The organism is Neobacillus sp. MER 74, assembly GCF_023714155.1.
Genome location: NZ_JAMAUV010000001.1, coordinates 667,730 through 690,827, shown reverse-complemented (window position 1 = coordinate 690,827; position 23,098 = coordinate 667,730). Strand labels below are relative to the sequence as shown.

At 38.1% G+C, this 23,098-nt stretch carries 24 protein-coding genes and 1 riboswitch; of the genes, 11 read left to right on the top strand and 13 right to left on the bottom strand.

Annotated features, from left to right (window positions below):
• Positions 1 to 80: 80 nt before the first annotated feature.
• Positions 81 to 317, bottom strand: coding sequence for an IDEAL domain-containing protein (locus M3610_RS03420; protein WP_251456531.1), 237 nt, complete (start codon positions 315 to 317; stop codon positions 81 to 83).
• Positions 318 to 477: 160 nt separating this feature from the next.
• Here M3610_RS03420 and M3610_RS03415 point away from each other — a divergent pair, with 160 nt between their 5' ends.
• Positions 478 to 1,080, top strand: coding sequence for a competence protein ComK (locus M3610_RS03415; protein WP_251456529.1), 603 nt, complete (start codon positions 478 to 480; stop codon positions 1,078 to 1,080).
• A 20-nt stretch (positions 1,081 to 1,100) separates the two neighbouring features.
• Here M3610_RS03415 and M3610_RS03410 read toward each other — a convergent pair whose 3' ends face one another.
• A complete protein-coding gene (locus M3610_RS03410) occupies positions 1,101 to 1,466 on the bottom strand; it encodes a YhjD family protein (protein WP_098572192.1) in 366 nt (121 codons plus the stop codon).
• A gap of 270 nt (positions 1,467 to 1,736) precedes the next feature.
• On the opposite strand from M3610_RS03410, the gene M3610_RS03405 reads away from it, so the two are divergent.
• The 3 genes from M3610_RS03405 to lepB are packed head-to-tail and all read left to right on the top strand — an operon-like array spanning position 1,737 to position 3,923.
• Positions 1,737 to 2,672, top strand: a complete 936-nt coding sequence (locus M3610_RS03405; protein WP_251456527.1) for an LCP family protein — start codon at positions 1,737 to 1,739, stop codon at positions 2,670 to 2,672.
• 41 nt (positions 2,673 to 2,713) lie between these two features.
• Positions 2,714 to 3,379: a TVP38/TMEM64 family protein gene (locus tag M3610_RS03400; protein WP_098572194.1), complete on the top strand. Its 666-nt coding sequence runs from the start codon at positions 2,714 to 2,716 to the stop codon at positions 3,377 to 3,379.
• A complete protein-coding gene (gene lepB / locus M3610_RS03395; RefSeq protein ID WP_251456525.1) occupies positions 3,369 to 3,923 on the top strand; it encodes a signal peptidase I in 555 nt (184 codons plus the stop codon). The genes M3610_RS03400 and lepB overlap by 11 nt, the downstream gene beginning before the upstream one ends.
• Positions 3,924 to 3,973: 50 nt before the next feature.
• Here lepB and M3610_RS03390 read toward each other — a convergent pair whose 3' ends face one another.
• Positions 3,974 to 4,156: a hypothetical protein gene (locus tag M3610_RS03390; protein ID WP_251456523.1), complete on the bottom strand. Its 183-nt coding sequence runs from the start codon at positions 4,154 to 4,156 to the stop codon at positions 3,974 to 3,976.
• A 137-nt stretch (positions 4,157 to 4,293) separates the two neighbouring features.
• On the opposite strand from M3610_RS03390, the gene addB reads away from it, so the two are divergent.
• On the top strand, positions 4,294 to 7,788 hold the full coding sequence (addB, locus tag M3610_RS03385; RefSeq protein ID WP_251456521.1) for a helicase-exonuclease AddAB subunit AddB: 3,495 nt from the start codon (positions 4,294 to 4,296) through the stop codon (positions 7,786 to 7,788).
• Entirely contained in the window at positions 7,781 to 11,575 is a 3,795-nt protein-coding gene (gene addA, locus M3610_RS03380; protein WP_251456519.1) for a helicase-exonuclease AddAB subunit AddA, read from the top strand. Before addB ends, addA begins: the two co-directional genes overlap by 8 nt.
• 46 nt (positions 11,576 to 11,621) lie before the next feature.
• Here the strand turns inward: addA and M3610_RS03375 are convergent, their stop codons facing one another.
• Genes M3610_RS03375 through M3610_RS03350 form a run of 6 tightly spaced genes read right to left on the bottom strand, consistent with a single transcriptional unit; the run spans position 11,622 to position 13,623 of the window.
• Positions 11,622 to 11,840, bottom strand: coding sequence for a spore germination protein (locus M3610_RS03375; RefSeq protein WP_251456517.1), 219 nt, complete (start codon positions 11,838 to 11,840; stop codon positions 11,622 to 11,624).
• Positions 11,841 to 11,894: 54 nt separating this feature from the next.
• Complete coding sequence (locus tag M3610_RS03370) at positions 11,895 to 12,302, bottom strand: spore germination protein GerPE (protein WP_251456515.1); 408 nt, start codon at positions 12,300 to 12,302, stop codon at positions 11,895 to 11,897.
• Between the two features lie 5 nt (positions 12,303 to 12,307).
• Entirely contained in the window at positions 12,308 to 12,484 is a 177-nt protein-coding gene (locus tag M3610_RS03365) for a spore gernimation protein GerPD (protein WP_098572414.1), read from the bottom strand.
• On the bottom strand, positions 12,481 to 13,095 hold the full coding sequence (gene gerPC / locus M3610_RS03360; protein WP_251456513.1) for a spore germination protein GerPC: 615 nt from the start codon (positions 13,093 to 13,095) through the stop codon (positions 12,481 to 12,483). The genes M3610_RS03365 and gerPC overlap by 4 nt, the downstream gene beginning before the upstream one ends.
• 58 nt (positions 13,096 to 13,153) lie before the next feature.
• Complete coding sequence (locus tag M3610_RS03355; protein ID WP_098572416.1) at positions 13,154 to 13,384, bottom strand: spore germination protein GerPB; 231 nt, start codon at positions 13,382 to 13,384, stop codon at positions 13,154 to 13,156.
• A gap of 17 nt (positions 13,385 to 13,401) precedes the next feature.
• Positions 13,402 to 13,623: a spore germination protein gene (locus M3610_RS03350; RefSeq protein ID WP_098572417.1), complete on the bottom strand. Its 222-nt coding sequence runs from the start codon at positions 13,621 to 13,623 to the stop codon at positions 13,402 to 13,404.
• Between the two features lie 249 nt (positions 13,624 to 13,872).
• Positions 13,873 to 13,959: riboswitch (cyclic di-GMP riboswitch) on the top strand.
• 47 nt (positions 13,960 to 14,006) lie between these two features.
• Between M3610_RS03350 and M3610_RS03345 the strand changes: the two genes are divergently transcribed.
• From M3610_RS03345 to M3610_RS03335, 3 genes are all read left to right on the top strand, one after another.
• Positions 14,007 to 15,155: a TadA family conjugal transfer-associated ATPase gene (locus M3610_RS03345; RefSeq protein WP_285850909.1), complete on the top strand. Its 1,149-nt coding sequence runs from the start codon at positions 14,007 to 14,009 to the stop codon at positions 15,153 to 15,155.
• Between the two features lie 150 nt (positions 15,156 to 15,305).
• Positions 15,306 to 16,214, top strand: coding sequence for a fumarylacetoacetate hydrolase family protein (locus M3610_RS03340; RefSeq protein WP_251456509.1), 909 nt, complete (start codon positions 15,306 to 15,308; stop codon positions 16,212 to 16,214).
• A gap of 137 nt (positions 16,215 to 16,351) precedes the next feature.
• Complete coding sequence (locus tag M3610_RS03335) at positions 16,352 to 16,708, top strand: YisL family protein (protein WP_098572418.1); 357 nt, start codon at positions 16,352 to 16,354, stop codon at positions 16,706 to 16,708.
• Between the two features lie 67 nt (positions 16,709 to 16,775).
• Here M3610_RS03335 and M3610_RS03330 read toward each other — a convergent pair whose 3' ends face one another.
• A complete protein-coding gene (locus M3610_RS03330; RefSeq protein ID WP_098572419.1) occupies positions 16,776 to 17,339 on the bottom strand; it encodes a DUF2777 domain-containing protein in 564 nt (187 codons plus the stop codon).
• Positions 17,340 to 17,441: 102 nt separating this feature from the next.
• On the bottom strand, positions 17,442 to 17,666 hold the full coding sequence (locus M3610_RS03325) for a hypothetical protein (RefSeq protein ID WP_251456507.1): 225 nt from the start codon (positions 17,664 to 17,666) through the stop codon (positions 17,442 to 17,444).
• A 79-nt stretch (positions 17,667 to 17,745) separates the two neighbouring features.
• On the opposite strand from M3610_RS03325, the gene asnB reads away from it, so the two are divergent.
• Both asnB and M3610_RS03315 read left to right on the top strand, forming a co-directional pair.
• On the top strand, positions 17,746 to 19,593 hold the full coding sequence (gene asnB / locus M3610_RS03320; RefSeq protein WP_251456505.1) for an asparagine synthase (glutamine-hydrolyzing): 1,848 nt from the start codon (positions 17,746 to 17,748) through the stop codon (positions 19,591 to 19,593).
• A gap of 113 nt (positions 19,594 to 19,706) precedes the next feature.
• On the top strand, positions 19,707 to 21,218 hold the full coding sequence (locus M3610_RS03315; RefSeq protein WP_251456503.1) for an alpha-amylase family glycosyl hydrolase: 1,512 nt from the start codon (positions 19,707 to 19,709) through the stop codon (positions 21,216 to 21,218).
• 95 nt (positions 21,219 to 21,313) lie between these two features.
• Here M3610_RS03315 and M3610_RS03310 read toward each other — a convergent pair whose 3' ends face one another.
• Positions 21,314 to 22,186: an SDR family oxidoreductase gene (locus M3610_RS03310; RefSeq protein ID WP_251456501.1), complete on the bottom strand. Its 873-nt coding sequence runs from the start codon at positions 22,184 to 22,186 to the stop codon at positions 21,314 to 21,316.
• A 321-nt stretch (positions 22,187 to 22,507) separates the two neighbouring features.
• Entirely contained in the window at positions 22,508 to 23,005 is a 498-nt protein-coding gene (locus M3610_RS03305) for a YajQ family cyclic di-GMP-binding protein (protein ID WP_251456499.1), read from the bottom strand.
• Between the last annotated feature and the right edge of the window lie 93 nt (positions 23,006 to 23,098).

Sequence of the window (23,098 nt, the reverse complement as noted above, 5' to 3'; positions counted from 1 at the left end):
TTTTAAATATATGTTCCTTCATTAGACAAGCATTTGATGAAACGAAAAAAGCCGTCAGTCCTGACGGCAGTTAAAGTTTTTTAGGTTCCAAACTTTTTGTAAATTTCCTTTAGTTGCATGGATAACAGGAGAAATGATTTTTTGTCTCGGGAATCAATGGCCGCGTCGATTTTCTGCAGTAATTTTTCCTTTTCGACTGTTAACTGAATTTCGGACAACAGCATGTCAATGTATAAATCCTGGACAAAATTCTCTTTCAAGCGATTGCGTTTCATGGCACCAAGTTTCATTAATTCCGTGTATGATTTTTCATTCATGAAAATCACCTCTGATGCTTTTTAAAATTATATGGTTTTTTTTGAAGAATATCATTAATTTTGAAATTTTCAGATAAATATTTATTTCTCCTAAATTTTGTGAATAATTTAGGAACAGTTCAGAAAAGTAAGGGAATAAAAAACAAGGAGTGTTAAGATAATGATGGATAAAATGAAAAGGGAGTTGAATAAATTGAAGCAAACCGAGATCGAAGATTATGAAATCAATTCACGTACGATGTTTGTAGAACCGGTGGTTTATGGAAGTAAAATTTATTCACGTGTAGTTGAAGTAGAAGATGAATTCTTGTTACCCCTTAAGCCCTTAGATCTGATTAAAAAAAGTTGCAATTATTATGGTGTCGATTACGAAAGCAGGAAAAGAGGTACACGGCAGCTAATTGGTTATTTCCGAAAACTTTCAATTATCATTGAACCAACTTACCACATCTATTTTTTTCCTACAGTTTCGCCGTTAAAACCTGAGTGTATTTGGATAGCATTTGAACATGTGGAATGTTATCGCCGCGTAGCCGCACAAAAGACAATGATCATTTTCCGTAACAAACAATCACATATATTTCCAGTTCCGGTAAGTACAATAGAAGGACAGATGTTAAGAACGTCATTATTAAAAACAAAGCTCATGCAAAGAATAGAAAGTAATGGGAGAAAGTTCTCTAATAAAGCAAATGGACCCCAGTTAATAAATGCTCTGGAAAGCTCCCTAGAGTACGATGCCCATTCGAAGGGTCCCAAATAAGGTTGGTTATTTCTATACAATTAACGGGACAGATGTTTTTTTAATAAGTAGGCCTCCATTATTTCTTGGACCTTATTACGTATCCTTGGGTTAAAGTAATTATGGTTTTCTTCGTAGCCTTTATAAATAAACCTGTATAAAGTAAAAGCATCGTCCCGTTTTTTTTCAATTACTTGAAGTTTATTTTTTTTCATATATTGTTTAACTTCCGCCAATTCCTTCTGAATTTCCTTCATCGTTTCCTCAATCAAATCTAAATAGGGTTGTTTGAGTTTAAAAGGGCTCTTTTCGACAACGGATAAATCCCGGTTTAAGATAATTAGAACCATTGGCAAATACATTGCCTTCTCCATTATGTCTCGATCATCTTCGGGGATTCTGGTCATTTTCAGCCACACCTTTCACTTTTATGAGAACAAATGTTCTTTTTTATTTTACAAAAAAGGAACATTAAAAGCAATAGGACTATACATAAACAAAACTCGTCATTTGGTCGAGTTTTATTTATTGAAAATTGCAGTTGTTATATGAGAAAGTTTTTATTAATAGAAGGATATCTGATGGGGGAAAATGAATTAAATGAAGAAACCCCTAAAAAGAAAAAACAGTCTTATAAATAGGAGCATAAAAAACATGGATGAATAGGTGATAATCAAATGAGATCTGATAAACATCAAGTGAAGAGAAAGAAACGATGGCCATCAGTGTTACTGATATTCTTACTTTTAATTGGGGCAGTTGCAGGCTATGCTTATTTTCAGTACAAGCAGGGCGTTAACCAATCATTAAAAAAAATTGATAAAAACGCATCAAATATTGTCTATACCTTCGAAGGGCAAAAAGATCAGTATGGGGGAACGAATATCCTTTTGCTTGGCAGTGATGCAAGAGGAAAAGAAAAGTCTCGCGCAGATACTATCATGATTGTTCATTATAATGAAGACAAAGGAACCTTTAAATTAACTTCAATTATGAGGGACAGTTACCTCGAAATTCCAGGGCATGGTAAACACAAAGTTAATTCAGCATTCGCACGCGGTGGACCAGAATTAATGAGGCAAACAATTAAGCACAATTTTGATATTGACCTTCAATATTATGTCATTGTCGATTTTCAAGGCTTTGTGCAACTTATTGATGAAGCATTCCCAAATGGGGTAGAAATCGATGTAGAGAAAAAAATGTCAAAAAATATTGATGTAACTTTAGAGCCAGGTCTGCAAAAATTAAATGGAGAGGAAATGCTTGGTTATGTCCGCTACCGTCATGATGCTATCGGGGATTTTGGAAGGGTAGAACGTCAACAAAAGGCGGTTAAGGCAATCGGGGATCAATTGATGGGACTGCAAACAATTCCAAAGCTCCCTAAACTGATTGGTGTAGTGACTCCTTATGTGAATACAAATATGAAAACTTCAGACATAACATTTATGGCGAAGGATTTCTTTTCAAATGATCGTGGAAATATTGATACGTTACGAATTCCTGTTGAAAATAGCTATTCAGATGCGCGTATAGCTGGAGAAGGAGCCGTATTAGATATCAATGTTGAAAAAAATAAAGAGGCACTTCATCAATTTATCACAAAGTAATATTTACACTGCTAATTCGTAAAAAAATGAGGAGAAATAGGATGGATATTGAATCATTAAGAGCATGGTTTACGCTTGAACATATAATGAATTTAATTCGGGAATACCGAGCCCTTGGCCCCATACCTGGCATAATGCTTATTGTCATTGAGGCATTTTTGCCGTTTCTCCCATTGTTTATATTTGTAATGGCTAATGCCAGTGCTTTTGGACTTTGGTTAGGATTTTTATACTCATGGCTCGGTGCTTGTATGGGGGCTATGCTCGTATTTTTACTTATCAGAAAGTTTGGGCAGCAAAAGTTATTATCTTTCTTGTCCAAGCACCCTCAGGTTCGTAAATTAATGGATTGGCTGGATCGTCATGGATTCGGCCCCCTCTTTTTAATGCTATGTTTTCCATTTACCCCCTCAGCTGTAGTGAATATAGTTGCAGGTCTTTCTAAAATTCGTCTTTCTCAATACATGCTAGCTGTGTGTATCGGGAAGATGGTGATGATATTCACAATTAGTTTTGTAGGCTATGATATCCAGTCATTGCTGACGAAGCCGCTTCGGACTGTTGTAGTATTGCTTATTATATTCATTCTTTGGTTTGTTGGTAAAAGAATTGAGGGCAGAATGAATAAGAGCATGGAAACTGACCATAATGGTGAAATAGATAGAAACTATAAACAGGAGAGACGGAGGAGCGTTAATGAAGATTGAATGGAAAAAGGAAGGCATGGAATGGGCTAAGGCTTTTGCGATTGGAATCATTATTTTTGCTTTTATTCGTACATTTTTCTTTTCAAATTATGTAGTAGAAGGCGAATCAATGATGCCAACGCTTCAGGATGGGAACAAGCTGGTAGTTAATAAGCTGGGTTATCAAGTGGGGGAATTGAATCGATTCGATGTGATTGTTTTTCATGCCAATGAAAAAGAGGATTTTGTCAAACGAATTATTGGCCTGCCAGGTGACAAGATTGAATACCGAAATGACCTATTGTATATTAATGGGCATAAGTATGATGAACCGTTTTTAAATGTGTATAAACAAAAATCTCCTGGAATAAGGATTACTGGTGATTTCAGCTTAAAAGAAATTACCGGTGAAAATACAGTCCCTGACGGAAAATTATTTGTTCTTGGTGATAATCGTTTAGGAAGTTGGGACAGCCGACAATTTGGTTTTATAAACGCTAGTCAAGTAGTAGGAAAAGTCGATTTACGCTACTGGCCATTAAATGAAATGGACGTCCATTTTTAAATAAAGAGATGAAGGCACTATACACGATGTACAATCGTGTTTTTTTTGTCTTAGGCTGTGTTAAACTTGTCTGTTGATTTCCGTTCCAGGCACTTCGCTTTCCGCGGGCGTGCCGGGGAGCCTCCTCGTCGCTTTGCTCCTGCGGGGTCTCCCCTGCCCCGTACTCCCGCAGGAGTCTTCGTGCCTTCCACTCCAATCAACAGAGTGCTAAAATCAGTATTAACCTTTAACATAGCCTTGTCTTAAAACCGTAGAATTTACCATTTATGGCTTGAATCTGTATATGGGTATTCCAAACGTTTGTGCTTATTTTGTGATAGAATGGGAGATATAAAAGTTTAAGAGTGGTTGTGGAAAGCGAGGTTTTTACATGTCATTAAGAATGGTAATCGGGCGTTCAGGAAGCGGCAAGACTGCTATGTTCATAGAAGAAATAAAAGAGCGGCTGCAAGAAAAGCCAGAAGGTACACCGATCATTTATATTGTTCCTGAACAGATGACTTTTTTATCTGAATATCGCTTGGCAACAGACCCTGCTATCGGCGGAATGATCCGCGCTCAAGTATATAGTTTTTCACGACTAGCGTGGCGGATTTTGCAAGAAACAGGCGGGATTAGCCGAATTCATTTAAGCAGTGTAGGCATGAGTATGCTCATTCGCAAAATTATTGAAGAGCAAAAGGAACAGCTAGGACTTTTTCAGCGTGCTGCCGATAAAACTGGATTTATCAAACAGCTTGAGCAAATGATCACTGAATTTAAAAGATATTGTATAAGGCCAGAGGAGTTAATTCATAACGCATTTCAATCAAATGGTGATGCAACGGCCGCCAATGCCTTAAATGATAAAATCAAAGATTTAGAAATTATTTATAAAAAGTTCGAGGATGAAATTTTTGGTAAATATATTGATTCAGAGGATTACTTTACACTCTTAGCGGAGAAAGTGTCCCATTCAACCTATTTAAAGGATGCAGAAATATATATCGATGGTTTTGATAGTTTTTCACCTCAGGAATATGGTGTAATGTTGGAATTAATGAAGCATTGTAAAACCGTATCAATCGCACTAACCACCGATCAATTATCCGTTGGTTCAGCTCCTGATGAACTAGACTTATTCCGCTTATCCGGTGGAACTTGTTTTTCCATTTATGATTTAGCTAAAGCAAACGGGATCGAGATGGAGCAGCCAGTCTTTTTAAAAGAGCAAAAAAAGTGGACTAAGCCATCATTGCGTCATCTGGAAGAAAAATTTGATACGCGGCCTGTTGTACCATATTTGGATACGTCCCAAATTAATATTTGCCAAGCAGTAAATAGAAGAGCCGAGATCGAAGGGATTGCCAGAGAGATTCGTGATTTTGTTAGAACAAAGGGTTTCAGGTACCGGGATATCGCATTGTTAATCAGAAATGGGGGGGACTATCATGAGATTGTTGAACCAGTTTTCAACGATCATCAGATTCCCTATTTTATTGATCAAAAAAGGACGATGCTGAACCATCCTTTAATTGAATTAATCCGATCAAGTCTTGAAGTGATTAATTCTTATTGGCGCTATGAACCGGTATTTAGAGTGATTAAGACAGAATTATTATTCCCTATCCAGGAAAATACCGCAAAAATGCGCGAGAGAATGGACAAGCTAGAAAATTATTGTCTGGCTTACGGAATAAACGGAAGTAAATGGACGAAAAAAGATCGTTGGAGCTATCGACGAATTAGAGGGCTGGAATTAGAGGTTAACTCTCAAACCGATGCAGAAAAAGAAATGGAACAAGAGTTAAATGAATTAAAACTGATGATAACAGCGCCGTTATTACGTCTATCAAGACGATTGAAAAAAGCGGATTCAGGAAGAAAACTCTGCGAAGCCATCTATTTATTACTAGAGGAATTGGATGTCCCCGCAAAGCTTGAAAAGTGGAAGGCAGATGCCGAGGAAAAGGGTAATCTTGTAAAAATGCGTGAGCACGAACAAGTCTGGAATGCTGTCATTGATCTGCTCGATGAATATGTTGAAATACTTGGGGATGAGCCAGTCTCATTAAAGTCATTAGCGGCGGTGTTAGAGTCAGGTTTTGAATCCTTACATTTTTCACTTATTCCACCTGCACTGGACCAGGTTTTGGTTGGGGATTTAGAAAAATCAAGGCTGAATGAAATAAAAATTGTCTTTGTGGTGGGTGTCACTGAAGGAATACTGCCGGCGAAAATTTCGGATGAAGGGATTCTTTCAGATGAAGACAGGGAAATGCTTTTGGCAGCTGGGGTCAATATTGCACCGAGCAGCAGGACAAGGTTGCTCGATGAAAACTATCTAGCCTATAAAGCTTTTACCGCACCATCTGAAGCTCTTTTTGTGTGTTTTCCACTTGCGAATGATGAAGGAAAAGCGTTAATTCCTTCCTCGTATATTAAGAGATTAAAAGATATGTTTCCAAATGCAAATGAGCTTTTCTACGTTTCAGATCCATCACAAGTTTCGGAACGGAGTCAACTAGGTTTTATTTCAAATTTTACAACTACGTTGTCTTATCTCAATTCCCAACTGCAATGGAAAAAACGAGGATATCCTATTTCTGATGTTTGGTGGGATGTTTATAACTACTATCTCGAGAGTTCAGGGAAGGACAAGGCCCAAAAAGTGTTTTCAAGCCTGTTTTATTCGAACCCAGTCGTAAAACTTTCAACAGAGACAGCAGATGAATTATATGGCGAAGCCATTCAAGCGAGTGTTTCCAGAATGGAACTATATAACTCTTGTGCTTTTTCTCATTTCGCTCAGCACGGTTTAAAGCTCCGCGACCGCCAAGTATATCGGTTAGAGGCTCCTGATATAGGGGAGTTGTTTCATGCAGCCTTAAAACAGATTGCGGATATTGTCAATGAACAAAACCTTTCTTGGGCAGAGCTTTCAAGGAAACAATGTGAAGAGCTCTCGAAGGAAGCAGTCATGACTTTAGCCCCTAAACTGCAAAATGAAATATTATTAAGTTCAGAGAGACATCATTATATAAAAAGGAAATTGGAGCAAATTATTACCCGTGCCTCTGTTGTTTTAAGTGAGCATGCTAAAGTGAGTGGCTTTTCACCTATTGGTTTGGAATTAGGATTTGGACCAAACGGAAAACTGCCGCCATTATCATTCTCACTGAAAAATGGGAAAAGAATGGAGTTAGCTGGTAGAATTGATCGAGTCGATCAGGCAAAAGCTGCAGATGACAGTGTCTTTCTACGAGTTATCGACTACAAGTCAAGTGAAAAGGACGTCAATTTTAGCGAAGTGTATTATGGGCTTGCACTGCAAATGTTAACCTACCTTGATATTGTCATGACCCATTCGAATGAATTGGTAGAAATGAAAGCCAGTCCTGCAGGTGTTCTCTATTTCCATGTTCATAATCCTTTTATTAATACAACCAAAATGTTGACGATTGATGAAATCGAAAAGGAAATGATGAAAAAGTTTAAAATGAACGGATTAATGGTAAGTGATCAAAACGTAATTCGGCTTATGGACAAAACACTCGAATCGGGTGATTCAGAAATTATTGCAGCTGGCATCAAAAAAGATGGAAATTTATCGAAAAAATCAAAAGTTGCCAGTCTATCAGAGTTTGATGACCTGAAAACTTATGTCCGTAAATTATATCTAAAAACAGGTAACGCTATTATCGATGGTCAGATTGATCTAGCACCATATAAATTAAAGGATAAAACACCTTGTACATTTTGTTCTTTTAAATCAGTTTGTCAATTTGACGAGGCTATTGAGACTAATCAATTCCGGGTTCTCACACCGCACTCGAAGGAAGATGTACTAGAATTGATTAGGAAGGAGGTTCGAGAATATGAGTAAGGTTGTTATTCCGCCCAAGCCAGAAAATGCAACATGGACTGATGACCAATGGAAGGCAATAATGGCAAAAGATAGAGACATACTCGTCGCGGCAGCGGCTGGTTCGGGAAAGACGGCAGTCCTCGTAGAAAGAATCATTCAAAAAATTCTTTCAAAGGAAGATCCGATTGATGTGGATGAATTATTAGTAGTGACCTTTACGAATGCATCGGCAGCTGAAATGCGGCATCGAATAGGGGAGGCCCTAGAAAAAGCTATTGATGAGGACCCAAGTTCTCGCCATTTAAGAAAGCAGCTTAGTTTATTAAACAAAGCATCTATTTCAACTCTTCACTCCTTTTGTATGGAAGTCATCCGAAAATATTATTACCTAATCGACGTAGATCCAGGGTTTCGAATTGCTGATGAAACAGAGGCGCAATTAATCCGGGATGAAGTGATGGACGAGTTATTTGAAGATGAATATGGCCAAAAAGATAATGCAGCCTTTTTTAACCTGGTGGATTCATTCACTAATGACCGCAGCGATGCTGCCTTAATGGATATTGTTCGGTCTATTTACGATTTTGCAAGCTCAAATCCAGAGCCAGATCAATATTTACGGTCCATAATAAATATGTATGATGTTTCATCGATTCATAATATTGAGGATCTTCCCTTTATCAAGGACCTGCTTTTTGATATTGAACTACAATTAGAAGCGGCTAGAGAAATGATCAACCGAGGGCTGGAATTAACGAAGCTTCCAGGCGGACCAGCACCTAGGGCCGAAAATTTTCTAGATGATTTAATGGTAATTGATACTCTCCTGCTTGCCAAAAAGGATTCTTGGGAAACACTTTATCAAGCATTAATGACCTGGTCTTTTTCACGGGCAAAACAAGTGAAAGGTGATCACTTTGATAAAGAACTAACGGAGAAGGCCCAAAAACTTCGCGATAAGGCAAAGAAAAAAATTCAAGATATAAAAGGGGAATTATTCTCTCGAAAACCTGAAAGCTTTTTACGTGAAATGGAAGAGATGCGGCCGTTAATAGAAACATTGGTTCATCTTGTGAAGGAATTTTCTCAGCGGTTTTCAAAGGTTAAAAGAGAAAAAGGACTTGTCGATTATGCTGATTTAGAACATTACTGCCTTGGCATTTTGACAAAGGAAATCTCAACTGAGGGTGAATTTCTCCCATCGGAAGCGGCTCTGGCATACCAAAGGCATTTTAAAGAAGTCTATTGTGATGAATATCAAGATACAAATATGGTGCAGGAAACCATCCTGAAACTTGTCACGAAGAAAGAAGAGCACAATGGAAATATGTTTATGGTCGGAGATGTTAAACAGTCCATTTACCGTTTTCGATTGGCTGAGCCGAATCTTTTCTTAGGCAAGTATACCCGCTTTAAAGTTGACGGAGATTCAACAGGATTACGTATTGATTTAGCACGCAATTTCCGAAGCAGAAGTGAAGTACTTGATGCGACCAATTATTTATTTAAACAAATTATGGGTGTCAAGGTTGGCGAAATCGAATATGACGAGGCAGCAGAGTTACGTGCTGGCGCACCCTATCCAGAAGATGAGCCCTTTCCGGTTGAACTTCTGCTTATTAACCAAAACGTTGAAGAAAAGGAATCATCAACTGTGCCAGCTGAAGGTGAGGCAGGGGCAGACGCAGAACTAGAAGAATTTGATGCAGTTGGACTGGAACAATCCCAACTCGAAGCAAGGGTTATTGCTTCTAAGATCAAGGAATTAGTTGCTACTAGAGCACCAGTATATAATCCAAAAACGAAATCTACTCGGCCGCTCATGTATCGGGATACAGTTATTCTACTTCGTTCGATGACATGGGCACCGCAGATTATTGAAGAATTCAAGCAGCAAGGGATTCCCGTTTATGCCAGCCTCTCAACAGGGTACTTTAACGCAACGGAAGTGGCCATTATGATATCACTCCTGCGTGTTATTGATAATCCATTCCAAGACATCCCTCTTGCCGCTGTATTACGGTCCCCCATCGTTGGGTTGAATGAGGAGGAACTATCCATCATTCGTATTCAACAAAAGCGAGGTTCATTTTGGGAGGCAGTTACCGCTTTTTGTAAAAGTAAACAAGCTGAAAATACGGCTGCATTTTACGAAAAACTGCGCCGCTTTTATGACTTTTTAACAGAATGGCGCTCTATGGCAAGACAGGGTTCTTTGTCTGAGTTAATCTGGCAGTTATACAGAGATACCCAGTTTTATGATTTTGTCGGAGGCTTACCAGGAGGAAAGCAGCGTCAAGCAAACCTGCGTGCGCTATATGATCGAGCACGGCAATATGAACACACTTCTTTCCGTGGTCTGTTCCGGTTCCTGCGGTTTATTGAACGTATGATGGAAAGAGGGGATGACCTTGGGGCAGCAAGGGCACTTGGAGAGCAAGAGGATGTAGTTCGAATTATGACTATTCATAGCAGCAAAGGGCTTGAATTTCCTGTCGTATTCATGGCGGGAATGGCTCGAACCTTTAATATGGCAGATATTCGTAAACCATATATGCTTGATAAAGAATATGGATTTGCTTCTAAGTATGTAAATGCAGAAAAAAGAATTTCGTATCCTTCTTTACCACAAATTGCTTTTAAGCGAAAAAAGAAAATGGAAATGCTCGCCGAAGAAATGCGTGTCTTATATGTAGCCATGACAAGGGCAAAAGAAAAACTTTATTTAACTGCAACATTAAAAGATACACTCAAAAGAATTGACCAATGGAATGATGTGGCAGCAAATACTGAATGGCTGTTGAAAGATTACGAACGGGCAGCAGTTTCAAGCTATATTGATTGGATTGGTCCCGCCCTTGTTCGTCATCAGGACAGTAAAGAATTAAGGAATAAAGAAACGATAAATCCCCTCATACCTGAAGATATCTCGAGTCACCCTTCTTTATGGAAAATCTCTTTGCTAAGTGCTGAAGAGGTGAAACAGAAAGAAACAGAAGAAGAACTAGAAGAAAATCAACTTCTTGAACGAGTACAAAAAGGGGAACTTGTCGAGACTGCGTCACCATTTGCTGAAGAAATTCGGGCCCGCTTAGATTGGGAATATTCTTTTTCGAATGCAGCAAGCCATCGTTCGAAACAATCTGTTTCAGAAATAAAGCGACAAAGGGAAATGGCAGATGAACAAAGTGGGACCGATCTAGTGAACCACTTTAAAAAATCAATAGTAAAACGTCCTAAATTTATGCAGGAAAAGCAATTAAGCCCAGCCGAACGAGGCACTGCTATGCATATGGTCATGCAGCACGTCGATTTAACTAAGCCAGTGAATCAAGAATCTCTTCAGGAACAATTAACATGGATGGTCCATAATGAATTATTAACCCTGGAACAAGCTGCAGTAATCGATAAAAATTTGATTATTCATTTTTTTGATTCCGAATTGGGGCGAAGATACTTTAATGCTAAAACACTCAACAGAGAAGTTCCATTTACACTTTCCATGCATGCTCGTGATGTGTATCCTAATTGGAACGAGGAAGATGAATCTGTGTTTGTTCAGGGGATTATTGACTGTATCTTAGAGGATGAAGATGGGCTGGTTCTAGTGGATTATAAGTCAGATCGGATAACTGATCGCTATAAAGGCGGGTTTGACCAAGCCAAGACAATTCTTGAAAACCGCTATAAGATGCAAATTAACTTATATACCCGTGCAATTGAACAAATCTGGAAAAGGAAGGTCAATGAGCGGTATTTGTTTTTCTTTGATGGGGCTCATATTTTGAAGGTTGAAAGAGATTAATTCAATAAAAAATGACATAGACCATCTTATGGTTTATGTCATTTTTTTAATTATTACCCACAATTGGCTGATCGATTAAGTTCGTATCAAGTACATTGGTGCCACTTAATCCAGAATTCGTTACGACGATTCCCCCGGTGTTAAATGCACCTGAGCCTGCATTTGTCTTAGAGGCACTTTTTGGAGAGATATATACAGTATCGCCAAATTGAACAATACCGCCACCTACGTTAACGATTTGGACGGGACCGATAATCGCTGGCATAACAAACATCCTTTTTAGAAAAGTTACTTTTATCCTTATGAGTAACTTATGCATTTATCTTTGTCCCTGTTCTCCTTCGTTTTCGCTATTTCTAGGACTGGGATATAACTGTCGAATATGTTTAATTCTAGCTTCCATGGAAACATGGTTGCAGCTTCCAACGTGCAAGAGGGAAGCTGAAGATATCCCCGTAATATCAATTCGGCCAACCTTAATTAGTGGGTTAGGATTTTGACGGGAATATGTGAAAGATTCATTAATAGGGAGAAATGGAATAGGTTCGGAATAGACCTGGTAAGAGGATAAATCCCCTTCATTTCCATAAAACACTTCGCTCTCCCTTTGGACCGCGAGTGCTCTTGAAAGACCATTGATAATACAGGAATCCCCTATCTGTACCGTAGAGGAAAAAGAGACGATTTTAATATTAATTGTATCTACACAAGAGGTTCTCTGCAGCATGTTGTTCACTCCGGTGATAGCGGAACAAAAGGACCTATAATTAATGATTCCGCAGGGGTATCAAAAGTAGAGGCTAACTGGATTGTTTCTGTATCTCCCACCATTACTAACGAGGAACTTGCCACCCCGGTGATTTTGATGTTTTGGACAAAGAGTTCACGGTTATAAACTACAAAGTTCATTCTGTATGCATCCCTTTCAGGTTATCAGGTAAATTACTAAAAAAGACCATTACCCCGTTTTGTATCTCCTTCTTTAATGCTTCAATAATTAAATCATCTGAAGGGGTATCTGCAATCGTGCGATTGTCCGCAGGATGGGTGTTTAAATGATGTTCTATCCTACTCGGAAGCTGTTTAATGATGTCTTGTTTTATAAATGCTAAATACTCGTCATTTGGCAGAACGTTCAATTCTCTCTGAGTAGCTTCCACCATAGCAGGTAAATCCGATTCTAAATATCTATAAATGGCTTCCTCGATTTTCATTGATCTTTGCATTTGATCTTTTGGTGATATTGGGGTGGATAAGGATTGATTTTGTACGGCAAAGTCTTCAATTCCTGCTAATTCGGATGGATTTAGACCAATGTTTAACGTACCTTCAAGAGTCTCTACCTTTAGTTGATCAAATTTATACTCAATTTTGTCTACATGGATGGCCTGTTTTTCATATAATTGTTTGATTTCTGCTTGCATTTTTTGGAGAGTGCTCTCTAAAGACTGAATTCTTTGCTCCTGAGCTTGAATACACATCTGCAGCCATTGAAGATATTGGGAATAATCCTGATACATGTAATCACCTCACAATTATTTCTCCAATAAACGTATTGATTATCATAAGATCGGCGGCCTATTTATCCTGTTTTCTTACTGCGGCTTGTAGGGGAACTGATGGTGTCCCTAATAAAGAGCCTGAAGATTTGATTGTTTGTGGTGCAGGTCCAGTAAATCCGCCAGTATTATATAAATGAGCCATCGGTTTAATAATCCCAGCACTACCTATTTGTAAGACTGAGGAATTGGTAATCCCGCCAATTTTTATGAAATTAATCTGAATGGACTGCTGGATATAAAAGTTCATTTAAAATCACCCATTCATTAAGCATTAAGTGCAATCCCTTGATCGTAAACATCTGAATCACTTGTATTAGTGGAACTTACATTATTTTGAAGTTGTAAGCTTTCCCCAGTGTTAAAGGAACCAGCGCCAGAAAATGTTTTTGCGGTAGAAAATGGCATAATTTTATATACATCGCCAATATGGAAGACAGAACTGCTGCCAAGCGTAATGACCTGTGCAACTCCAACAATTGCTGGCATTTTCAACACCCTTTTTTCATAGTATCTTCTACATCCTATGTATGGGTAAAGGTAATGTGATTGATACGCCCAAAATTATTGAAATCAAGAATCGTATACGATTTTTAATATTCATTTGTAGAACGATCGATTAGAAATAGTTATAATTACCTATTTGCTTGTACAGAAAATAATAAATAAGTTGGGTTTTCGGTTGTTTAGAAAGGGACTATTATATGAGTAAGAGATCAGTCGGAAATAAACACTGTTTCTCGATAAAGGCAAACCTGATGAAAATCAGTGACGCAAAGCTATAGGGGCTAAGGTGCATTTACACTAAGCCAGCCAGTTACCGAAAGATTAGGGTGTTTCATAATGGATATTCATGTCTGCATAGTTGTTCTATGTATCTATGGATATTCTATGAATTCTATCCCCCCTTTGGTAAAGGCGGGGCTATTTCTTTTTTATGGAGGTGGAAACTAATCGACTACTTAACCTGTTTTGGACCCATAAATCCCCTTATTTTAGATGAAGATGTTTCAGAGGTTATGGTAAATGGACCTAACCAGGTGTACTGTGAACGTAAAGGAAAATTGGTATTAACGTCAATACAATTCCGTGACAATGAACATGTCAAGACAATGATAGACAAAATTCTTGCCCCACTTGGATGGAGAATCGATGAAAGTTCGCCAATGGTAGATGCTAGGCTGCCTAATGGCTTACGTGTTAATGCCTTCATTCCTCCCCTTGCATTAAATGGACCAGCCATTACAATCAGGAAATTTTCAAAGGATCCCTACAAAATTGAAGATCTAATCAACTTTGGGACAGTGACAGAGGAAATGGCATTTTTTCTAGATGCATGCGTGAAAGCCCGCTTGAATATGTTTGTTAGCGGTGGTACGAGGTCTGGTAAAACAACCACTCTGAATGCCCTTTCCAATTTTATACCTGATGAAGAAAAAATCGTAACGGTTGAGGATGCAGCCGAAATTCAGTTGGGACAGGGTCATGTAATCTCACTAGAACTTCGACCTTCCGAAATAAAAGGTAAAAGAGCCATTTCGATTCGAGAGCTTCTCAAGAAATCGTTACGAATGAGACCTGACCGTGTTATTATCGGAGAAATCCGTGGTGGAGAAGCGCTTGATATGCTTCAGGCAATGAATTCTGGCCATGATGGTTCACTTGCTACAGGGCACTCATATAGTCCAAGGGATATGATTAGCCGTTTGGAAACAATGGTCCTTTTAGCAGGATTGAATAATTCTATTAAAGACATTCGAGAGCAAATTGCAGGAGCAATCGATGTGATTATCCAGCAAACTCGTTTAATGGATGGAACAAGGAAAATTATCAATATTACTGAAGTTCAAGGAATGGAAGGAGAAAATATCGTTCTGCAAGACATCTTTTCCTTTAAACAAAAAGGAATTAATTCTGAGGGGAAAATTATTGGACAACTTATACCGACTGGTGTCCGCCCCAAATTTTATGATCGCCTAGAGGCATCAGGGATTCATATTCCAGCGTCATTGTTTAAATAATCTCAGGTAATAAGAGGCATTAAGTTATGAATGGTTAGGGGCTGAATTTCCTTTAAATAGGGTTCGGCTTTTTTGTTCATTAAATTTGTTCGAGGGAGTTATTTCTTTTAATATAATAAGTGTGAGACAATCATATTGAGGTGAAAAAGAGTGAAATTTGTGACATTAGAATATAACAATGAATTGTTCGTTGGATTGCTTGACCAAACTGAGGCCACAGTCCTTTTGTTAAACCTTGCTGAAGAAGCAAGAATGGGCATAAGAAGTTTTCCTCCTTCCCTGCTTAAATGTATCGACTTAGGAGATCTCTTTATTGAAAAGGTGAAAGAGGTTCTGGATTGGGTTACTAATTGCGGACAAACTTCATCTTTTTTCGTCCCAATTGAACAGGTAACTTTGCTTGCTCCTATTCCGAGACCAAGTAAGAATATTTTTTGTGTCGGGAAAAATTACGCAGAACATGCGATTGAAATGGGGAGTGAAGCCGATATCCCTGAACATATTATGGTCTTTACAAAAGCACCAACAACAGTTATTGGGCCTAATGAAATGGTCCTAAATCACAAAAATATAACGGCTCAACTTGATTATGAAGGCGAGCTTGCCGTCATCATTGGTAAAAAGGGGCGGGCAATAAAAAAAGATAAGGCATTGGATTACATTTTTGGCTATACCATTATTAATGATGTAACCGCACGAGATTTGCAATCAAGGCACAAGCAGTTTTTCATCGGCAAAAGCCTTGACACAACCTGTCCGATGGGACCTTGCATTGTTCATAAAAGTTCTATCGATAATCCGAATTCCCTAAATATCGAGACGAAAGTAAACGGAGAATTAAGACAGAATTCAAATACTAAGAATTTTATTTTTCCAATTGAAGAGGTTATCTCCATTTTATCAGATGGAATGACACTGGAACCTGGTGATGTTATTGCAACTGGCACACCAGCTGGTGTAGGGAAAGGGTTTAAGCCCCCTAAATTTTTATCTCCAGGTGATCAAATGGCAGTCACAATTGAAAAAATTGGGACACTGAAGAATACTATTCAAGAATAAAGCTATACTTGAAAAATAATTTATAGCATTCTTCTATTTATTACTTTATTTGACTTGCTTTTTTTCGTGTTTATATACTGTTTATGGTATGATAAGGTTCGAATTAAAAGAAATTTTATACATAAGGAGGAACTAACTTGATTCACGGTCATATTACGGCTTGGCTTTTAGCATTAATTCTATTTGTAGTAGCACTTTTTTTACATAAGGGTGGAAAAGAAAAAGGTGCAAAAATTGTTAAAATGATTTTACGAGTATTATATTTGCTTATTATTGCAACTGGTGCAGGGCTTCTATTTTCGGTTTACAAAATTGATGTTTGGTATGTTTTAAAAGCGGTTGTCGGACTTTGGATAATCGGATTATTCGAAATGATTCTTAGCCGTGTGGCTAATAACAGAAGAACTTCTGTATTTTGGATTCAGTTTGTCGTTGCATGGGTTCTTGTTTTATATCTGGGTGGAAGATTGCCAATGTCATTTTTAAACCCATAATTTTTATGTTATCTTGTAAAGGCTGTCGAACAATTCGGCAGCCTTTTGAATTTCCCATGCCTTTTATCTATGAAATCATTTTCTCTATCACTAATCGTTTTCCTGTATTTAATGTAAATTCAAATCGATCATTCACCTTTTCGTAATAGCAAAAATGGTGTTGGACATTACAAATTTGATCCTGATTATCGAAAACTATAAAATTTACCCCATCTTTGCGATTTTCATCCGATAAGAAAGATAAATGATTATAACAGTAGATGCAATCGTAAATGGAAAAGTTTAAGGAGTTTAGAGTGGTAACAAATTGAAAAAAAGCATCATCATTTACCCCATCTAAAAGCCTTTCAAGCGAATAAACTAAATGTTTCCTAATCCTGACTAAATCATGATTTCGGAGCATGGTTGCTTCATTTCCAATCCGGATTTTTCCTGTTTCATACAATTTACCTTTCTTCCAACGGTTCATTCGGAAGACTTCAATTTCTTGCTGAAGGTAATCATCTAACATTTCAGCTTCTTCCGTTTCCTCATCAAAGAAGATCCATTGGTCATTAATTTGTTCAACCGTTCCTTCTGTGTAGGCTCTCTCTTGATAATCGTATAGTCTCATTCGTTGTTGTCGATTCATTATTAACCTCCGTGCCAGATGATATCATATTCTTTTTAGACATCTTCATGGGATTTTATAACTGAAAAATAAAGTATTATTTTTTTATCTTAAGGCTGCGTTTTACTTGTCTGTTGATTTCCGTTCCAGGCACTTCGCTTTCCGCGGGCGTGCCGGGGAGCCTCCTCGTCGCTTTGCTCCTGCGGGGTCTCCCCTGCCCCGTACTCCCGCAGGAGTCTTCGTGCCTTCCTCTCCAATCAACAGAGAGCCAAAATCATCATTAACCTTTAACACAGCCAATCTTAAAAATCTGACTTCCTTACCAGCTTCCGCTTTTTTTTTGGACAATTAACCAATTCTTATGGGCTGAATACTATAAAACATGATTCATGTACAGTAGTTCTGTTAATGAGGAGTGTGAAAGGAAATGTGTGGCATTACAGGCTGGATTAATTTTGATAGGTCACTCAAAAACGAAGTAGAAACACTGACCAAAATGACGAATACTCTGGCAAAAAGAGGCCCTGATGAAACAAACATCTGGTCTGATGCAAATGTGGCTTTTGGTCATAAAAGACTGATTGTTGTTGACCCTGAAGGGGGAAGACAGCCAATGTCCAAACAAAAAGACGGATATAATTACACCATTTGCTATAATGGGGAATTGTATAATACAGAAGATATCCGCAAAGTTCTCCATACTAAAGGATATTCATTTAAAGGTCATTCTGATACAGAAGTTCTATTATCTGCCTATATAGAATGGGCGGAAGAATGTGTAAATTATTTGAACGGAATTTATGCATTTGCTGTCTGGGATAGCAAGAAGGAACAGCTCTTTATTGGACGCGATCGTTTAGGGGTAAAACCTTTATTCTTCAAGGAACATGAGAAGGGTCTTTTATTTGCTTCTGAAATCAAGGCTATTTTAGCCCATCCTGAGGTGAAAACTGAAATCAATCAAGAAGGTCTTGCTGAAATCTTTGGAATTGGTCCATCTAGATCGCCAGGTTCCGGAGTCTTTAAGGGAATAAATGAGCTAAGACCAGCACATGCTCTAACATTATCGAAGAATGGTCTGAAAATTTGGCGTTATTGGAATGTTAAAAGTGAAGAACATAAGGACAGCGTGGAGGAGACGGCAGAAAAGGTCCGCTATTTAGTAACAGATGCTGTAACGAGGCAGCTAGTTTCTGATGTTCCATTAAGTACATTTTTGTCTGGCGGTTTAGATTCAAGCATCATTACAGCGATTGCTGCGAAAGGTTTTCAGGACCAAAACAAAGGGCAGCTCCACACCTACTCCATTGATTATGAAGGAAATGACAAATATTTTTCCTCAACTGAATTTCAACCAGATGCGGATGGAAAATATATTCAAATGATTACGGATAAATTTAATACCATTCACAATAACAAAATTATTACTCAGGAGCAATTGGTTAATGACTTGGTGGAAGCGACCCATGTAAGAGACCTTCCTGGGATGGCAGATGTTGATTCTTCGTTACTTTGGTTTTGTAAGGAAATCAAACAGGATTTTGTTGTCAGTCTTTCAGGGGAATGTGCGGATGAGATTTTCGGCGGGTACCCTTGGTTTCATCGAAAACAAGACCTTGAACGAGCAGGGTTTCCGTGGATGCGGTCATTAGTGGAACGACAAAATTTGTTGAAATCACATTGGCGGGATAAACTTAAATTGAATGATTATGTTATGGAAAAGTATGATCAGGCGATCGCCGAAACGCCAAGATTAGATGGTGAAAGCGTGGAGGAATCAAAACGGAGAGAGCTATTTTATATTAATATGATAAGCTTTATGACTACATTGCTTGATCGGAAAGACCGGATGAGCATGGGTGCAAGTCTAGAAGTCAGGGTTCCATTTGCAGATCACCGACTTGTAGAATATGTCTGGAATATCCCGTGGGAAATTAAAATGTATCGCGGGAGAGAAAAGGGGATCCTCCGAAAAGCATTTGAAGGTATTTTACCGGAAGAAGTACTGTATCGTAAAAAAAGCCCCTATCCGAAGACCCACAATCCTGCTTATACCATTGCTGTCCAAAAACAGGTGGAGAATATTTTACAGGATAAATCCTCCGCATTACATGAATTTTTTAATAAAGAGCAACTTGAAAATATCGTGAAGTCTGGTGGAAATTCATTTCAAGAACCTTGGTTTGGTCAGTTGATGACAGGTCCTCAATTATTGGCGTACCTTGTGCAACTGCACACATGGTTTAAGGAGTATAATATTAACCTAGTGAATTAGGGTGATTTTCTGAGAAAAGGAAGAATTTAAATTTGGAATAAAAACTTGATTAGATTAAAATAGTGTAGGGAAGAGGATATCCTCTTCCCTTTTTTAGAGGAGGATATAACTATATGAAAAAAATTACACTTATTTTAATCTTGTTATTACTAAACTCATCGCTTTCTGCACATGCGGCTGTTGAAAAGAAAGGACGCTTATGGCAGGATGAATCGGTTTATTCCATTATGATTGACCGTTTCAACAATGGAGATCGGAATAATGACATTGATGTAAATGCAAAAGATCCATTAACATATAATGGCGGAGATATTCAGGGAATTATAGATAAGTTAGATTACATACATGACATGGGATTTACTGCGATTCGATTAACCCCTATTTTTGACAATGGTAAGAATGGATACCATGGCTTTTGGGTTAAAGATTTCTACAAAGTTGACGAACATTTTGGAACTATGAAGACTTTCCAAACGTTAGTAAAAGAAGCTCATAAACGAGAAATGAAAGTGATCTTTGATTTTGTTACAAATAATGTAGCAGTTGACCATCCTTGGCTAAATGATACCAGCAAAAAGGACTGGTTTCATGTAAAACAAGATATCGCATCTGGAAATGAGAATCAGAAGGAACTTGAGCAAGGCTGGATTGATGGATTGCCCGATCTTAATCAGGACAACCCAGAAGTAAAGAAATACTTAATAGACACAGCAAAATGGTGGATCAATAAAACAGACATTGATGGGATGAGCTTACCGGAAGTAAATTATGTTCCACTCAGCTTTTGGACTGATTTTTCAACTAAAGTTAAGAAGGTAAAGAAAGACTTTTTCCTGTTAGGGGTCATTTCCAAAGATAATTCTATAGATATGCAAGCATATACAGGTGCTGGGATAGACAGTGTTGTTACGTATCAATATAGTGAAAAATTAAGAAATACTTTTGCAAGTACTGATCAATCCTTTAGTTCACTATACTCGGATGTAGATAAAAATCAGCAATCATTTTTAAGGCCAAATTTTTTGGATAACGAATATACCACAAGATTTACAAGCGACATTGTCGCAAAAAAACAATTCCCAGGCTCACGCTGGAAAACAGCATTGTTGTACCTTTATACCACCCCGGGAGTTCCTATTATTAATTATGGGACCGAAATTGCTTTAAATGGAGGAGGTATTCCGGATAACCGCGGGCAAATGAGCTTCAGGGCTGAAAAAGAATTGATTGATTACATTACCAAGGTGGGCGAATTAAGGAATCAACTTCCATCCTTAACTAGAGGAACCATGGAGATGCTCTATGATCAAAAGGGAATGGCTGTTTATAAACGAGTGTATAAAGGGGAAACATCCATTATTGCGATCAATAATTCGAGTAAGTCTCAAAGCGTAACATTAACAAATGAACAAATTGAAGATGGAAAAGAACTGAGGGGCTTACTTGGAGGAGATAAAGTTAATAGTCATGATAATAAATATATGATTATTTTAGATCGGGATAATTCGGAAGTGTATGTTGCAACTGAAAAAAGCGGCATCAATTTTCCATTAATTGCAGGGTTAGTAGTTGTTTACCTGTTATTTACGTTATTTATTCTTAAATTAAGAAAAAACAAGCGATAAAATGTCGGGGGCTTTCCCCGACATTTTTTTATGATAACATAGTATAGGTTTTTGAACTTAGATAACTGTCTAGCTCCAGCGCCCTAGCGCTTTTCTTATCCGTTAATAATTTCCCCGCCATTTACATGAATCATTTGCCCACTCACATAAGATGAGTCATCTGAGGCAAGAAAAACATAACTGGCTGCTAATTCATACGGTTGTCCTGCTCTACCCATTGCCGTATTTGAACCAAAGGTAGCAACTTGATCTGCTGTAAAAGTCGAAGGAATCAGTGGTGTCCATATTGGACCTGGAGCCACACCGTTTACCCGAATTCCTTGAGGTGCAAGGGACAGTGCTAAAGAGCGGGTAAAGGAAACTACTGCTCCTTTGGTTGAAGAATAGTCCACTAATTGTTCATGCCCCTTGTAGGCCGTAATGGAAGCAGTGTTAATAATCGATGCCCCTTTTTTTAAAAAAGGGAGCGCCATTTTGGTCATATAGAAAAAGGAGAAAATATTTGTTCGGAACGTCTTTTCCAATTGTTGTGAAGTGATGGATAATAAACTTTTTTGCGGATGTTGTTCCGCTGCGTTATTAACAAGTATATCTAGCCTGCCAAATTCAGAATGAATCTTATTCACGGTATCCTTACAAAAATCTTCACTGCCTATGTCTCCGGAATAAAGCTGGCATCTTCGTCCTTCCGCTTCAATTAATTGCTTGGTTTCTTCTGCATCTTGATGCTCCTCCAAATAAATAATCGCTACGTCTGCCCCTTCTTTGGCAAAATAAATCGCAACTGATTTGCCAATCCCACTGTCACCACCAGTAATAATCGCAGTTTTACCAGTTAATTTTCCACTTGGTTGATAATTGGGGTCGACCGAGATGGGCAGTGGATTCATTTCACTTTCTATGCCAGGCTGATGATTTTGATGTTGTGCTGGAAAGGTCTTCTTTTGTTGATTTTTATTATTGCTCATTACCTAAAACCTCCAAGTGTTTACTCCTTATTAGTTTTAGATAAATGGGTCATATTATGAAAAATAATAATGAAAAAAAAAGCGAAAGGATTTATTCATCCTTCCGCCGTTTTTACTGTATAGTAAATAATAAAATATTTAATTGTGGATAAATAGAAATAGTTCTCTGAATCCAGCTCCAGCGCCCAGCGGCTAGTGTACTTCGCTCTCCGCCCTGCGATAAGTCAACATCGAATCGCTAATGCTCTTCGTGTTTCCTTTATCTTGGTTGGAGCGCTCCAGTCCATACGCCGCTAAACGGGCGCTTGCGCCTATTGTTCTTCATCGATAATTAATAAACTGGACATCCACTGTTAAGTCAGCCTCGCGAACAAGGGAGATGATCTTTTGTAAATCATCCCGGTTTTTACCGCTAACACGTACTTGGTCGTCCTGAACCTGACTCTTTACCTTGACGCCGCTATTTTTAATGATGGTATTAATTTTTTTAGCATTTTCTTTGTCAATTCCTTGAACTAGTTTAGCTCGTTGACGAACGGTTCCGCCTGATGCTCCTTCGACTTTTCCGTAGTCAAGATTCCTTACTGGAACTCCACGTTTTATTAATTTGCTAAATAAAACATCCTTTAGTTGGTCCATTTTATATTCATCATCGGAAACAAGGACCAGTTCCTCTTTATCTTTATCCAGTGAGACTTCACTTTTGCTGCCTTTAAAATCATAGCGTGTACCAATTTCCTTCATTGTTTGGGCAATCGCATTTGACACTTCCGATAAGTCAACTTGAGATACAATATCAAATGAACTATCTTTGGACATAACAAAACCTCCATTTTATAAACATTATATTAAGATCATGCCTGCTAAAGTTTCCCTTTATGGGTACATTATAGTAAAATATAGCAGTTCAAA

Excerpts from the sequence above, each read along its gene's own strand:
- lepB (WP_251456525.1), top strand. The coding sequence starts at position 3,369 with ATGAAGATTGAATGGAAAAAGGAAGGCATGGAATGGGCTAAGGCTTTT.
- gerPC (WP_251456513.1), bottom strand. The coding sequence starts at position 13,095 with ATGTATCAGGATTATTCCCAATATCTTCAATGGCTGCAGATGTGTATT.
- addA (WP_251456519.1), top strand. The coding sequence starts at position 7,781 with ATGAGTAAGGTTGTTATTCCGCCCAAGCCAGAAAATGCAACATGGACT.
- M3610_RS03400 (WP_098572194.1), top strand. The coding sequence starts at position 2,714 with ATGGATATTGAATCATTAAGAGCATGGTTTACGCTTGAACATATAATG.
- M3610_RS03415 (WP_251456529.1), top strand. The coding sequence starts at position 478 with ATGATGGATAAAATGAAAAGGGAGTTGAATAAATTGAAGCAAACCGAG.
- M3610_RS03390 (WP_251456523.1), bottom strand. The coding sequence starts at position 4,156 with ATGTTAAAGGTTAATACTGATTTTAGCACTCTGTTGATTGGAGTGGAA.
- M3610_RS03315 (WP_251456503.1), top strand. The coding sequence starts at position 19,707 with ATGAAAAAAATTACACTTATTTTAATCTTGTTATTACTAAACTCATCG.
- M3610_RS03420 (WP_251456531.1), bottom strand. The coding sequence starts at position 317 with ATGAATGAAAAATCATACACGGAATTAATGAAACTTGGTGCCATGAAA.
- M3610_RS03405 (WP_251456527.1), top strand. The coding sequence starts at position 1,737 with ATGAGATCTGATAAACATCAAGTGAAGAGAAAGAAACGATGGCCATCA.
- M3610_RS03345 (WP_285850909.1), top strand. The coding sequence starts at position 14,007 with ATGTATCTATGGATATTCTATGAATTCTATCCCCCCTTTGGTAAAGGC.
- M3610_RS03305 (WP_251456499.1), bottom strand. The coding sequence starts at position 23,005 with ATGTCCAAAGATAGTTCATTTGATATTGTATCTCAAGTTGACTTATCG.
- M3610_RS03410 (WP_098572192.1), bottom strand. The coding sequence starts at position 1,466 with ATGACCAGAATCCCCGAAGATGATCGAGACATAATGGAGAAGGCAATG.
- M3610_RS03310 (WP_251456501.1), bottom strand. The coding sequence starts at position 22,186 with ATGAGCAATAATAAAAATCAACAAAAGAAGACCTTTCCAGCACAACAT.
- M3610_RS03370 (WP_251456515.1), bottom strand. The coding sequence starts at position 12,302 with ATGCTGCAGAGAACCTCTTGTGTAGATACAATTAATATTAAAATCGTC.
- addB (WP_251456521.1), top strand. The coding sequence starts at position 4,294 with ATGTCATTAAGAATGGTAATCGGGCGTTCAGGAAGCGGCAAGACTGCT.
- M3610_RS03330 (WP_098572419.1), bottom strand. The coding sequence starts at position 17,339 with ATGAATCGACAACAACGAATGAGACTATACGATTATCAAGAGAGAGCC.
- M3610_RS03365 (WP_098572414.1), bottom strand. The coding sequence starts at position 12,484 with ATGAACTTTGTAGTTTATAACCGTGAACTCTTTGTCCAAAACATCAAA.
- M3610_RS03355 (WP_098572416.1), bottom strand. The coding sequence starts at position 13,384 with ATGAACTTTTATATCCAGCAGTCCATTCAGATTAATTTCATAAAAATT.
- asnB (WP_251456505.1), top strand. The coding sequence starts at position 17,746 with ATGTGTGGCATTACAGGCTGGATTAATTTTGATAGGTCACTCAAAAAC.
- M3610_RS03350 (WP_098572417.1), bottom strand. The coding sequence starts at position 13,623 with ATGCCAGCAATTGTTGGAGTTGCACAGGTCATTACGCTTGGCAGCAGT.
- M3610_RS03375 (WP_251456517.1), bottom strand. The coding sequence starts at position 11,840 with ATGCCAGCGATTATCGGTCCCGTCCAAATCGTTAACGTAGGTGGCGGT.